Genomic DNA, 12878 nt, shown 5'->3' on the forward strand with positions numbered 1-12878 from the left:
TGCATGATGACCAGTCTTGCCGCTCCCCAATCCGGATTGCTCCGCCAGTATTTCGTTCTCACCAAGCCGCGCGTCACCCAATTGGCGGTGTTCTGCGCGGTGATCGGCATGTTCCTGGCCGTGCCGGGCGTGCCGGACATGCGTCGCGTGCTGTTCGGCACCCTTGGCATCTGGCTGCTGGCCGCGGCCGCCTTCGCCATCAACTGCCTGATCGAGCAGGAAGTCGACGCCCGCATGCTGCGCACGGCGCGGCGCGCCACCGCGCGCGGCACCATTTCCGCCTTCCAGGTGCTGAGCCTGTCGGGCCTGCTGGGCGGCGCCGGCATGTTCGTGCTGTACACGCTGGTCAACCCGCTGACCATGTGGCTGACCTTCGCCACCTTCGTCGGTTACGCGGTCATCTACACCGTCATCCTGAAGCCGCGCACGCCGCAGAACATCGTCATCGGCGGCCTGTCGGGCGCCATGCCGCCGGCGCTGGGCTGGGCGGCGGTGGCCGATTCCGTGCCGGCCGAGGCCTGGCTGCTGGTGCTGATCATCTTCATCTGGACGCCGCCGCATTTCTGGGCGCTGGCCCTGTATCGCAACCATGACTACGTCAAGGCCGGCCTGCCGATGCTGCCGGTGACGCATGGCCAGCAGTTCACCCGCCTGCAGATCCTGCTCTACAGCATCGCGCTGGTCGCCACCACGCTGCTGCCCACCGCGATCCGCATGAGCGGCGCGCTGTACCTGGCGTCGGCGCTGGTGCTGGGCGGCATGTTCGTGTCGTACGCCTGGCGGCTGTACCGCAACTACAGCGACGAGCTGGCGCGCAGCATGTTCCGTTTTTCCATTCTCTACCTGGCGCTGCTGTTCGGCGCCCTGCTGGTGGACCACTGGGTCGCGCTGATCTGACCCCCTGGAGAGAGTCGATGTCCGTATTTTCCGCCAGCCGGCGCCTGGCCCTGCGCCTGGCCACGGCCGCCGCGTTCACCGCCGCCCTGGCCGCCTGCGGCGACAATGCGCCCCAATTCAAGGGCAGCGACATCAGCGGCACCCAGCTGGGCCGCGGCCTGGAGCTGTCCGACTACAACGGCAAGACGCGTACGTTGCAGGACTTCGCCGGCAAGGCGGTGGTGGTGTTCTTCGGTTTCACGCAATGCCCGGACGTCTGCCCGACGTCGCTGGCCGAACTGACCGAAGTGATGAAGAAGCTGGGCCCGGACGCCGACCGCGTCCAGGTGCTGCTGATCACGGTGGATCCCGAGCGTGACACGCCGGAAGTGCTCAAGCAATACGTAACCGCGTTCGACCCGCGTTTTCTGGGTTTGACCGGCACGCCGGACCAGGTGAAGAAGGCGGCGGCCTCGTTCAAGGCCTATTACGCCAAGGCGCCGACCAAGGACGGCAACTACACCATGGACCACACCGCGGCCTTCTACCTGCTGGACGGCAAGGGTGAATCGCGGGTGCTGGCCAACAACAACATCGGGGTCGATGCCCTGGTGCACGACATCCAGGTCCTGCTCAAGGGCTGAACCAGCGGCCAGGGGCCGCGCCCGGCGCGGTTTTCAGGCGCCGCCGGCGGCGACCCAGCCCGCCAGCGCGGCGCGCGCCTTGTCGCCGAGTTCCCCGGCCGGGATTTCGCGGCGGTGCGACATGATCATCAAGGCATAGGGCGCCGCCAGCGCGGCCGCCTCGGGGCACAGGCGGGATTCGTCGCCGGTCGAGGGCGAGAGATTGCGCCAATAGTTGATGGCCGCTTCGATCTGAGGCATGGTGATGACATTCATGGTCCTATTTTCCACGAATGGCGCGGCCTGTCCAACCGCACGCGTGCAGCAATGAAGCGTCACCATCGCAACATGCCGAAACCGCATCCGGGTGCTATACCACTGCCGGTTAGTAACGATGGAGCATCGTCATGAATTATCCCGCCCCTACCGAATCTCCCCGCCGTGGCCTGCATCCCCTGTTCGCGGCCGCCGCCATTGCCGTGATCGTCATGTGCTCGGTCGGCGTGGCCGCCGTGATGGGCTGGCTGCCGACGCCGTCAGCCACGCCGCACCCCGAGGATCCGGCGCTGGTCCAGGCCGGTCCCGAGGGCGCCAACCTGGCCCCGGCCCAGCCCGGAGCCCCCGGCCAGCCGCAGGCGCCGGCCGCGCGACCGCCGGCGGCCCAGGCCCAGGCTCCCGCCCAGGCGCAGGGCCGGCCAGCGCCCGCGCCGGCGCCGGCCGCGCAGGCCTGCCGCACTTGCGGCGTGGTGGAAACCATTCGCCAGGTGCCGGTCAAGGACAATAGCGACCACCTGGTCGGCACTATCGCCGGCGGCGTCGCCGGGGGCGTGGTCGGCAACCAGTTTGGCGGCGGCAACGGCAAGACGGCGCTGACCGTGCTGGGCGCGGTGGGCGGCGCTTTGGCAGGCCGTGAAGTTGAGCGTAATATCAGGCAGCAACAAACGGTGACGCACTACGAGCTCACGGTACGCATGAACGACGGCAGCACGCGCCAGTTCCGCAGCGCGCAGCCGTTCGCCTTTGCGTCCGGCGACCACGTGCGCGTGGAGAATAATCAGCTGCTGCCGGGATGACCGTGCCGGCCGGCAGCGTTTTGGGATCTATGGGAAGACAGGAATGAGCGATCAACACACCAACCCGTTCGTCCTGCCCGGCATGGGCCAGAATTCCGACCTGTCGGGCAACCCGCTGCTGGCCAGCATGGAAATGATGCGCCAGGCCTGGGCAGGCCTGACCGGGCCGGGCGGGCTGGCGAGCAGCCTGCCGATGGCGCCGCCCATGAACCTGGAAGACCTGGATCGCCGTATCGCCGAGCTGCGTTCGGTGGAGAACTGGCTGCGCATGAACCTGTCGATGCTGTCCAGCACGATCCAGGGCATGGAAGTGCAGCGCTCCACCATCAGCACGCTGCGCGCGTTTGTCGATTCGGCCGCCAACCTGGACCTGGGCGCGGTGCGCGACAGCGGCGCGGCGTCGCCGCTGGAAGTGGTGCTGGGCCTGAAGCCGGCCCCGGCCGCCAAGAGCGCGCCGAAAGGCGCGTCGCAAGATTCGGCGGGCGCGGCGCAGGCCGAGGCCAAGGCGTCCGAGGCCGAAGGCGGCGATGCCCGTGCCCAGCCCGGCATGAGCGAGCAGATGGGCGCGGCGGCGCAGTCGGCCTCCAAGGCCTGGTGGGACCTGCTGCAACAGCAGTTCAACCAGATCGCGGCGGCCACGGCCGCATCGATGCCGGGCAGCCAGCCTGCCCCCGCGGCCGACAAACCCAAGGCCAAGCCGGGCGGGCCGCAGGCCGCGGCCGCCCCGGCGGCCAAGGCCGCCAAGACGGTCGCCAAGCCCGCCCGCAAGGCCGCGCGCAAACCGGCCGCCAAGGCGGCCGCCAAGAACAGCGGGCCTGCTGACGGCAAGCCCTGATATTTTCAATCCAGTCCCGGACCGTCGGACGGCGGTTGCGGGCGCATTCACATACCGGAACCTATGCTCAATGTAGTGATTCTCGCAGCCGGACTCGGCAAGCGCATGCAGTCCGATCTGCCCAAGGTGCTGCACACCCTGGCCGGCAAACCCATGCTGGCGCACGTGCTGGACAGCGCCCGCCAGCTCGAGCCGGCCCGTATCATCGTGGTGGTCGGCCATGGCGCCGACCGCGTCAAGCAGGCTTTCGCGGGCCAGGACGACCTGCAATTCGCGTTGCAGCAACCGCAGCAAGGCACCGGCCACGCGGTCCAGCAGGCCGTGCCGCTGCTGCGCGAGGGCGACGGCAAGGACGACGTGACCCTGGTGCTGTACGGCGACGTGCCGCTGGTGCAGCCCGAGACGTTGCGCCGCCTGCTGCAGGCGCGCGGCGCTGGCGCCGCGGTGCTGACCGAAGTGCTGGCCGATTCCACCGGCTACGGCCGCATCGTGCGCGACGCCGCCGGCAACGTCTGCCGCATCGTCGAGCACAAGGATGCCTCCGAGGCCGAACGCGCCATCAAGGAAGTGAACACCGGCATCCTGGCCGCGCCGACCGCGCGGCTCAAGGACTGGCTCTCGCGCATCGACAACAACAACGCCCAGGGCGAGTACTACCTGACCGACGTGGTCGGCCTGGCCGTGGTGGACGGCGTGCCGGTGGGCGCGGCCCAGCCGGGGGCATCGTGGGAGACGCTGGGCGTGAACAGCCGCGTGCAGCAGGCCGAACTGGAGCGCCGCTGGCAGGGCGAGCAGGCGCGTCGCCAGCTCGAGGCCGGCGTGACGCTGGCCGATCCCGCCCGTTTTGACGTGCGCGGCACGCTGACCTGCGGCCGCGACGTGTTCATCGACGTGGGCTGCGTGTTCGAGGGCCAGGTGACGCTGGCCGACGGCGTGCGCGTCGGCCCCCATTGTGTGCTGCGCGATGTGAGCATCGGCGCGGGCACGCAGATCGAGGCCTTCAGCCATCTGCAACAGGCCCAGGTGGGCGGCGATGCGCGCATCGGCCCGTATGCCCGCCTGCGGCCGGGCGCCGAGCTGGGCGACCGCACCCATGTGGGCAACTTCGTCGAGATCAAGAAGAGCGTGCTGGGCGCCGACAGCAAGGCCAACCACCTGGCCTACATCGGCGACGCCGACATCGGCGCGCGCGTGAACGTGGGCGCGGGCACCATCACCTGCAACTACGACGGCGTCAACAAGCACCGCACCGTGATCGAGGACGACGCCTTCATCGGTTCGGACACGCAACTGGTGGCCCCGGTGCGCGTGGGCCGCGGCGCCACGCTGGGCGCGGGCACCACCCTGACCCGCGACGCGCCGGCCGACAAGCTGACGGTGTCGCGCGGCAAGCAGGTCACTGTCGACGGTTGGCAACGGCCGGTCAAGAAGTCGTGACCGGGCCGGCGTCCCAGGCGGCGGCGGGCAGCGCCAAGCCCGCCGCCGCCGACGGCCTGCCGGCGCCGCGCCGCTACTGGGCGGCCGCGACCGTGATGACGGGCATCAGCCTGTCAGTGCTGGACACCACCATTGCCAACGTCGCCCTGCCGACCATCGCGGCCGATCTGAACGCCTCGCCGGCACAGGCGGTGTGGGTGGTCAATGCCTACAACCTGGCGGTGGTGATGATGCTGCTGCCGTTGTCGGCCCTGGCCGAGCGCATCGGCTTTCGCCGCATGTTCACCTTCGGGTTGATGCTGTTCACGCTGGCCTCGCTGGGGTGCGCGCTGGCCGGCACGCTGGCGCAGCTGACGGCGGCGCGCGTGTTCCAGGGCGTGGGCGCGGCGACGCTGATGTGCCTGTTTGGCGGCCTGGTGCGCAACATCTATCCGCTCAAGATGCTGGGGCGCGGCATCAGCATCAACGCCACCACGGTGGCGGTGATGTCGGTGCTGGGTCCCACCATCGGCTCGGCGATCCTGTCGGTGGCGCCGTGGCCGTGGATCTTCGCGGTCAACCTGCCCATTTGCGTGCTGGCCATGTTCGGCCTGCGCCACCTGCCGGAAGTGCCGCGCAACGATGTGCGGCTGGACGGGATCAGCGCGCTGCTGTGCATGGCGACGCTGGGCGTGTTCATTTCCGGCGTCGACATGATGGGCGAGGACCTGCTGCGCGGCATCGGTCTGGTGGCGATCGCGGCGGTGGCCGGCCTGGTGCTCGTGCGCCGCGCCAGCCGCCAGCCCGCGCCGCTGGTGCCGGTGGACCTGCTGCGCATCCGGCCGCTGGCGTTCGCGGTGGGGGCGTCGGCCTGCACCTTCGCGGCGCAGATGGCCTCGTATGTGTCGCTGCCCTTCTATTTCCAGCAGGTGCTGGGCCGGCCCTACCTTGAGGTGGGCATGCTGATGGGCGCCTGGCCGGTGGGCACGGCCCTGATCGCGCCGCTGGCCGGACGCCTGTCGGACCGCTATTCCGCCGCCACCCTGAGCGGCATCGGCGCGGCCACCATGGTGGCCGGCATGCTGTGGCTGGCGGCGCTGCCGGCCGCGGTGGGCAACGTGCCCATCATTGCCGGCATGTTCGTGGCCGGCGTGGGCTTCGGTTTCTTCCAGACGCCGAACAACCGCGCCATGCTGTCGGCGGCGCCGCGCGCCCGCAGCGGTGCCGCGGGCGGCCTGCAGGCCACCACCCGGGTGTTCGGGCAGAGCTTCGGCACCGCGCTGGTGGCGATCGCCTTCAGCGTCAGCGCGGCGCATGGCCCGGGGCTGGCGCTGGTGCTGGGCACGATCTGCGCCGGCCTGGCGGTGGTGGTGAACACGGTGCGCTTCAGCAAGCTGCGGGCGCCCTAGCGCGTAGCGGCCGCCGCGCGCCGGGCGGCCGGCCCGCCCTTCTATAATGGCCACCGGCGCCGGGGCGGGATGTCCCGGCGCGATGATTACCTATTCTTAAGGCGTTCAGGCATGAAAATCACGGTCGTGGGTACCGGTTACGTAGGGTTGGTGTCGGGAGCGTGCCTGGCCGACATGGGCAACGACGTCATGTGCCTGGACGTGGACGCGGCCAAGATCGCCCTGCTGCGCCAGGGTGGCATCCCCATCTACGAGCCCGGCCTGGAAGACCTGGTGCGGCGCAACGTGCAGGCCGGCCGCCTGCATTTCACCGACGACGTGGCCCAGAGCGTGGCCTTCGGCGACGTGCAGTTCATCGCCGTGGGCACACCGCCCGGCGAGGACGGCTCGGCCGACCTGAAATACGTGCTGGCCGCGGCCCGCAACATTGCCCGCCATATGACCAGCCGCAAGCTGATCGTGGACAAGTCCACCGTGCCGGTCGGCACCGCCGACAAGGTGCGCGCCGCGGTGGCCGAGGAATTGGCCAGGCGCGGCGTCGAGGTACCGTTCAGCGTCGCCTCCAACCCGGAATTCCTGAAGGAAGGCGCGGCGATCAACGACTTCATGAGCCCGGACCGGGTCATCGTCGGTGCCGACGACGACTACACCATCGGCGTCATGCGCCGCATCTACGAGCCGTTCCAGCGCACCCACGATCGCCTGATGGTGATGGACGTGCGCTCGGCCGAGCTGACCAAGTACGCCGCCAACGCCATGCTGGCCACCCGCATCTCGTTCATGAACGAGATGGCCAACCTGGCCGAAGCGTTGGGCGCCGACATCGAGCAGGTGCGCCGCGGCATCGGCGCCGATCCGCGCATCGGCTATCACTTCCTGTATCCGGGCGCCGGCTATGGCGGCTCGTGTTTCCCCAAGGACGTGCAGGCGCTGGTCAACACCGCCGCCGAGAATGCGTTGCCGATGCGCGTCATCGAGGCGGCCGAGGCCGCTAACCACGCGCAGAAGTTCCGCCTGTCGGAAAAGCTGGTGGCTCGCTATGGCGAGGACCTGAGCGGCCGCAGGATCGCGCTGTGGGGCCTGTCGTTCAAGCCCAACACCGATGACATGCGCGAGGCGCCCAGCCTGACCGTGATCGCCGAGCTGACGCGCCGCGGCGCCACCGTGCGCGCCTACGATCCGGTGGCCATGCACGAGGCCGCCCGCGTCCTCGACGGCAAGCCCGGCGTGAGCTTCGCCACCGACATGTACGACGCGCTGGACGGCGCCGACGCGCTGCTGATCGCCACCGAGTGGAAAGTCTTCCGCGCGCCCGACTTCGACCGCGTCAAGGCCCTGCTCAAGACCCCGCTCATCATCGACGGCCGCAACCTCTACACGCCGGCCGACGTGCGCGCGCAGGGCTTCGAGTACTCGGGCATCGGCCGCGCATGAAGATCCTGCAGCTCAACTTCGAAAAGGGTTGGCGCGGGGGCGAACGCCAGACGCTGTACTGCATGCGCGCGTTCCGCAACGCCGGCCACCAGGTCGAAGTGCTATGCCGCGAAGGCGGCCCGCTGGCCGAGCGCGTGCGCCAGGAGGGCTTCGTGGCGCACACCGTCCGCAACGTGCCGGCGCAGCTGGCGTTCCTGGCGCGCGCGGGCAGCGGCTACGACATCATCCACGCCCAGACCGCCAACACCGTCACCTGGGCGGTGCTGACCAAGTGGCTGCACCGGCGCCCGGTGGCGTTTTCACGGCGCACCTCGTTCGTGGTCAAGCCCAACGAGGAATGGAAGACCGGCTTCAAGTGGCGCCACACCGACCTGTTCGTGGCGATCAGCGACATGGCGGCCAGCGAGCCGCGGCGCCTGGGGCTGGACCCGGTCATCATCCGCAGCGCGGTCGAGCCGCACCAGATCAACCAGGAGAACGTCGCCGCGCTGGTGCGCGAGTTCGATCTGGAAGGCAAGACGGTCATGGCCACGTCGGCCGCGCTGATCCGCGACAAGGACCCGGTGACGCTGGTGCGCGCGGTGGCCGAACTGGCCAGGACGCGGCGCGATTTCGTCTTCCTGCATTTCGGCGCCGGCGGCGACCGCGAACAGCAGGCGCGCGACGAGGCGCGCGCGCTGGGCGTCGAGGACATCTACCGTTTCGCGGGCTTTCGCAAGGGCGTCGAGGATTTCTACAGCATCCTCGACGTGTTCGTCATGAGTTCCGAGGAAGAGGCGCTGGGCAGCAGCGTGCTGGACGCCTTCCTGCAGCGGGTGCCGGTGGTGTCCACCGACGCTGGCGGCTTGAAGGAAAGCCTGGCCGACGGGCGCGGCGTGCTGTGCGCGGTGGCCGATTTCCATGCCATGGCCCAGGGCATGGCGCGTTGCCTGGACGATGCCGCGTTCCGCCAGGAGATCACCGACCGCGCCTATGACTACGTGCGCGACGAGCACGACGTGCAGAAGATGGGCAATCGTTATCTGGCGCAGTTCGAGCGGTTGCTGGCGGCCCGCTGAGGCGCGTCGCTATGGCGTCCGCACGTCGATGCGGGTCTCGAACTTGGCGCGGTGCACCGAGAAGAACGTGCGCACGTTGCGCACGTTGGCGTGCGCGGTGAAGGCGCGGTGCGCCAGCGCGTGATAGGCGGGCATGTCCCGGACCTGCGCGATCACCACGAAATCCGGCCCCGGCGACACGCGGTAGCACTGCAGCACCGCCGGTTCCGCCAACATGATCTGTTCGAAGGCGTCCAGGCTTTCTGCCGCCTGCACGTCCAGCGTGATCTCGACGATGGCGGTCAGCGTGCTGCCCAGCTTCCCGGCCGCCAGGATGGCCACCTGGCGCGCGATCACCCCTTCTTCCACCAGGCGCCGCACCCGCCGCAGGCAGGTCGGCGGCGAAGCGTGCACGCGCGCGGCCAGCTCCTGGTTGGTCAGCGAGTTGTCGTCCTGCAGCTGTTCCAGGATGCGCAGGTCCAGATCGTCCAATTCCGGCAGGGTGATCGACTGGTTTTGCATGATTAATTCATGAATGGATGATTGGTGAAATATTATTTAATCACAAATATGTAAGTGAATAAACTGTCAAATATACGCAGATAAAGAAATCAAATTTCTTGTGGCTGCGCGCACAATGCGTTCCGTACTCGAACTTTCCGGAGTCTCTCCTATGTGCGGCATTGTTGGCGCCGTCGCCCAGCGCGACATCACCCCGATCCTGGTCGAAGGCCTGAAGCGGCTGGAATACCGCGGCTATGACTCCTGCGGCGTCGCCGTGTACGCCGACGGCCACCTGCGCCGCACGCGCAGCACCCAGCGCGTGGCCGAGCTGGCCGAGCAGGTCGCGCAGGACAAGGTGCAAGGTTTCACCGGCATCGCCCATACCCGCTGGGCCACCCACGGCGTGCCGGCCACGCACAACGCCCACCCGCATTTCTCGCATCTGGGCAACGACGAGCCGCGCATCGCGCTGGTGCACAACGGCATCATCGAGAACCACGACGAACTGCGCGCCGAGCTGCAGGCCGTGGGCTACGTCTTCGAAAGCCAGACCGACACCGAAGTGATCGCGCATCTGGTCAACCACCTGTACGCCGGCGACCTGTTCGAAGCCGTGCAGAACGCCGTGCGCCGCCTGCATGGCGCCTACGCCATCGCCGTGTTCTGCCGCGACGAGCCGCACCGCGTGGTCGGCGCGCGCCAGGGCTCGCCGCTGGTGGTGGGCGTGGGGCAGAACGAGAACTTCCTGGCCTCGGACGCGCTGGCGCTGGCCGGCACGACCGACCAGATCATCTACCTGGAAGACGGCGACGTCGTCGACCTGCAGCTGTCGCGCGTCTGGATCGTGGACGCCAACGGCAAGAACGTGGAACGCCAGGTGCACACGGTGCAGGTGCATACCGGCGCGGCCGAACTCGGCCCCTACCGCCACTACATGCAGAAGGAGATCTTCGAGCAGCCGCGCGCCGTGGGCGACACGCTGCAGGACATCGAGGCCATCACGCCCGAACTGTTCGGCGACGACGCCTACAAGATCTTCAAGGACATCGATTCGTTGCTGATCCTGGCCTGCGGCACCAGCTATTACGCCGGCCTGACCGCCAAGTATTGGATCGAATCGATCGCCAAGATCCCCGTGGCCGTCGAAATCGCCAGCGAATACCGCTACCGCGACAGCGTGCCGAATCCGCGCTCGCTGGTGGTGACGATCTCGCAGTCGGGCGAGACCGCCGACACCCTGGCCGCGCTCAAGCACGCCCGTTCGCTGGGCATGGAAAACACGCTGACCATCTGCAACGTGTCCACCAGCGCCATGGTGCGCGAGTGCAAGCTGTCGTACATCACGCGTGCTGGCGTCGAAATCGGCGTGGCCTCGACCAAGGCTTTCACCACGCAGTTGACCGCGCTGTTCCTCTTGACGCTGGCGCTGGCGCAGGTGCGCGGCCGCCTGACCGACGAGCAGGAGGCAGAACACCTGAAGGCGCTGCGCCACCTGCCCGTGGCCATCGGCTCGGTGCTGGCGCTGGAACCGCAGATCATGGCCTGGGCCGACCGCTTTGCCTCGAAGGAAAACGCGCTGTTCCTGGGCCGCGGCATGCATTACCCGATCGCGCTGGAAGGCGCGCTCAAGCTCAAGGAAATCAGCTACATCCACGCCGAGGCCTATCCGGCCGGCGAACTCAAGCACGGCCCGCTGGCCCTGGTGACCGAGCACATGCCCGTGGTCACCATCGCGCCCAAGGACGAGCTGCTGGAAAAGCTGAAGTCCAACATGCAGGAAGTGCGCGCGCGCGGCGGCGAGCTGTATGTGTTCGCCGACGCCGACAGCAAGATCCAGAGCGCCGAAGGCATGCACGTGATCCGCATGCCCGAGCACTACGGCAAGCTGTCGCCGATCCTGCACACGGTGCCGCTGCAGCTGCTGTCGTACCACACGGCCTGCGCCCGTGGGACCGATGTGGACAAGCCGCGCAACCTGGCCAAGAGCGTGACGGTGGAGTGATATCGCGGCGTGGGCTTGGGGCCGCCGCCGTGGCGGCCCTTTCCATTGCCGGGCGGCGCCGACCCGAGCCGGCCCCGGCGGCTAGTCGATAATCGGGACGTGCGCGGCGGCAGTTCTCGGCAAGTCGCCGCTCAACCTCGGATCTCTCTGCACTTCCACGCGGATTGCGTAGGGTTTGAAGCCCGCTTTCATGTAGAAGCGCAGGGCCGAGGGATGGTCGTAGGTGCAGGTGTGGACCCACATCCGGCTGATGGGCCGCGCCCAGGCCAGTTCTACCGCCTTGCTCATCAGCGCGCGGCCGACACCCCGGCCCGTGCAGTCCGCGGTGAGCCCCAGGAACGCCAACTCGCATTCCCCTTCCGTGCGGAAGTCCAACTCCAGAATGCCAACGTCCCCGAGTCCGTTCCGGACAATGTGGATGTCGACGTCGGGGTGCGCCAGGATGGAGGCCAGCTCGCCGTCTTCCATGAAAAGGCGCGAAAACCACAGCCAGTCGGCCCCGACCTTGCGGAACAGCGCGCGGTAGGCATCCAGGCCGATTTCGGCAACCGGGGCCAGCTCGAAACCTTGGGGCAAGGAAGCGCCGGGCAAGTTGGGCCTGGACAGCATTTCGAGGTCGGTGACGACACTGGCAATGTGTCCGCGGGGGATGGCGGTGTAGCCGATGGGAATGGGCGAAGAGGCGGCGGTCATAGTCTGCTCGTTCAGTAACGGCAGCACTATGCCCGCGGGCGCGCGGCCCTGTCTTGAACGCTATTTCAGCCGTTGCGCCATTGGCCGGGCGGGACGCCGACGACGGCCCGGAACCTGCGCGTCAGGTGGGACTGGTCGGCAAATCCCAGGTCCAGCGCCACCGCCGCAATGTTCTCGCCTTGGGCGATTCTCTTGCGCGCTTCGACAACCCGTTGGTTCCAGCGCCACGCCAGCGGGGGCATGCCATAGACCCTGGAAAAGGCCCGAACGAGCTGCACGGGCGTCATCCCCGCCGATGCCGCCAGGTCCGTTAGCGTCGGCAAGGCAGGGTCGTCGCGCAGGCGGTCGGCGATGCCGCCGATGGACGCCGGCACGTGCCTGGATGTCGCGGGTCCGCCCGATCCCGCCATCTGCAACAGTTCGTCGAAAACGTGGACCAGCCCTTCCTGCGCCACGCTCTCGGGCGTGTTCCGGTTCAGCGCTGACAGGATGGCGCCGCGCAGCCTGGCTGCAATGCCTGGCGCTTGCAGCAGGGGCTTGTCGAAAACGGTTTCCGGGTGGATGCCGAGCAGGACCGGGAGGGCGGCCGGGTCCACATACATGCTCGCGAATTGCCACGACTCACTGATGACATGGGAGCTTTGGACCTGCGCCGGGTTGTAGAGCGTGACGTCGCCCTCGGCGGCGTCGAAGCATTTCCTGTCTAGCTTGATTTTTTCCCAGCCCCGCACATTGACGCTGATCACGAATTCGTCGTGGAAATGGGGCGCAAAGCCGCGCGTGCCGTCCGCGATGTGCGCGACCTCGATACCGGTGAATTGACGGCGATTGAACGACCCCATGGCGGCCATGTTAGCGCGACGCCCTGGCGCGCCGCGCGGCCGGGCGCTGCCCTGCCGGACCATGCCCCGCCGGCATGGGGGCGCCCGGCCTCGGCCGGAGCATGAGCGGAACTAATGATTTGATCCAAATAAAA

Annotated in this window: 13 protein-coding genes; 9 read left to right on the forward strand and 4 right to left on the reverse strand. The window is 68.2% G+C overall.

What is annotated here, in order from left to right; translation table 11 throughout:
- Window positions 1-6 precede the first annotated feature (6 nt).
- A complete protein-coding gene (gene cyoE / locus ABFG95_RS16035) occupies window positions 7-897 on the forward strand; it encodes a heme o synthase (protein WP_278991900.1) in 891 nt (296 codons plus the stop codon).
- 17 nt (window positions 898-914) lie between these two features.
- The gene (locus ABFG95_RS16040; protein WP_238908760.1) at window positions 915-1520 is read left to right on the forward strand and encodes an SCO family protein; all 606 of its coding nucleotides are present in this window, start codon (window positions 915-917) and stop codon (window positions 1518-1520) included.
- Between the two features lie 33 nt (window positions 1521-1553).
- Here ABFG95_RS16040 and ABFG95_RS16045 read toward each other — a convergent pair whose 3' ends face one another.
- Window positions 1554-1775 carry a DUF3717 domain-containing protein gene (locus ABFG95_RS16045; RefSeq protein WP_054418430.1) on the reverse strand — a complete coding sequence of 74 codons (222 nt, stop codon included), beginning with the start codon at window positions 1773-1775 and terminating at the stop codon, window positions 1554-1556.
- Window positions 1776-1906: 131 nt separating this feature from the next.
- Here ABFG95_RS16045 and ABFG95_RS16050 point away from each other — a divergent pair, with 131 nt between their 5' ends.
- The 6 genes from ABFG95_RS16050 (at window position 1907) to ABFG95_RS16075 (ending at window position 8724) form a co-directional block, all read left to right on the forward strand.
- Complete coding sequence (locus ABFG95_RS16050) at window positions 1907-2572, forward strand: glycine zipper 2TM domain-containing protein (protein ID WP_348994763.1); 666 nt, start codon at window positions 1907-1909, stop codon at window positions 2570-2572.
- Between the two features lie 43 nt (window positions 2573-2615).
- Window positions 2616-3407, forward strand: coding sequence for a PhaM family polyhydroxyalkanoate granule multifunctional regulatory protein (locus tag ABFG95_RS16055; RefSeq protein WP_049070647.1), 792 nt, complete (start codon window positions 2616-2618; stop codon window positions 3405-3407).
- Window positions 3408-3470: 63 nt separating this feature from the next.
- A complete protein-coding gene (gene glmU / locus ABFG95_RS16060; RefSeq protein ID WP_049070648.1) occupies window positions 3471-4844 on the forward strand; it encodes a bifunctional UDP-N-acetylglucosamine diphosphorylase/glucosamine-1-phosphate N-acetyltransferase GlmU in 1374 nt (457 codons plus the stop codon).
- Window positions 4841-6232 carry an MFS transporter gene (locus ABFG95_RS16065; protein ID WP_348994764.1) on the forward strand — a complete coding sequence of 464 codons (1392 nt, stop codon included), beginning with the start codon at window positions 4841-4843 and terminating at the stop codon, window positions 6230-6232. Before glmU ends, ABFG95_RS16065 begins: the two co-directional genes overlap by 4 nt.
- Window positions 6233-6343: 111 nt before the next feature.
- The gene (locus ABFG95_RS16070; protein WP_063582477.1) at window positions 6344-7666 is read left to right on the forward strand and encodes a UDP-glucose/GDP-mannose dehydrogenase family protein; all 1323 of its coding nucleotides are present in this window, start codon (window positions 6344-6346) and stop codon (window positions 7664-7666) included.
- Window positions 7663-8724 carry a glycosyltransferase family 4 protein gene (locus ABFG95_RS16075; protein ID WP_348994765.1) on the forward strand — a complete coding sequence of 354 codons (1062 nt, stop codon included), beginning with the start codon at window positions 7663-7665 and terminating at the stop codon, window positions 8722-8724. The genes ABFG95_RS16070 and ABFG95_RS16075 overlap by 4 nt, the downstream gene beginning before the upstream one ends.
- A 9-nt stretch (window positions 8725-8733) precedes the next feature.
- Here the strand turns inward: ABFG95_RS16075 and ABFG95_RS16080 are convergent, their stop codons facing one another.
- Window positions 8734-9225, reverse strand: a complete 492-nt coding sequence (locus tag ABFG95_RS16080; protein WP_068951043.1) for an Lrp/AsnC family transcriptional regulator — start codon at window positions 9223-9225, stop codon at window positions 8734-8736.
- 151 nt (window positions 9226-9376) lie between these two features.
- Between ABFG95_RS16080 and glmS the strand changes: the two genes are divergently transcribed.
- Window positions 9377-11209, forward strand: a complete 1833-nt coding sequence (glmS, locus tag ABFG95_RS16085; RefSeq protein ID WP_049070654.1) for a glutamine--fructose-6-phosphate transaminase (isomerizing) — start codon at window positions 9377-9379, stop codon at window positions 11207-11209.
- Window positions 11210-11290: 81 nt separating this feature from the next.
- Here the strand turns inward: glmS and ABFG95_RS16090 are convergent, their stop codons facing one another.
- Both ABFG95_RS16090 and ABFG95_RS16095 read right to left on the reverse strand, forming a co-directional pair.
- On the reverse strand, window positions 11291-11902 hold the full coding sequence (locus ABFG95_RS16090) for a GNAT family N-acetyltransferase (RefSeq protein ID WP_348994766.1): 612 nt from the start codon (window positions 11900-11902) through the stop codon (window positions 11291-11293).
- Between the two features lie 65 nt (window positions 11903-11967).
- The gene (locus tag ABFG95_RS16095; RefSeq protein WP_348994767.1) at window positions 11968-12753 is read right to left on the reverse strand and encodes an AraC family transcriptional regulator; all 786 of its coding nucleotides are present in this window, start codon (window positions 12751-12753) and stop codon (window positions 11968-11970) included.
- Window positions 12754-12878: the final 125 nt, after the last annotated feature.

The organism is Achromobacter sp. HNDS-1, assembly GCF_040084795.1.
Lineage (GTDB): Bacteria > Pseudomonadota > Gammaproteobacteria > Burkholderiales > Burkholderiaceae_B > Achromobacter > Achromobacter ruhlandii.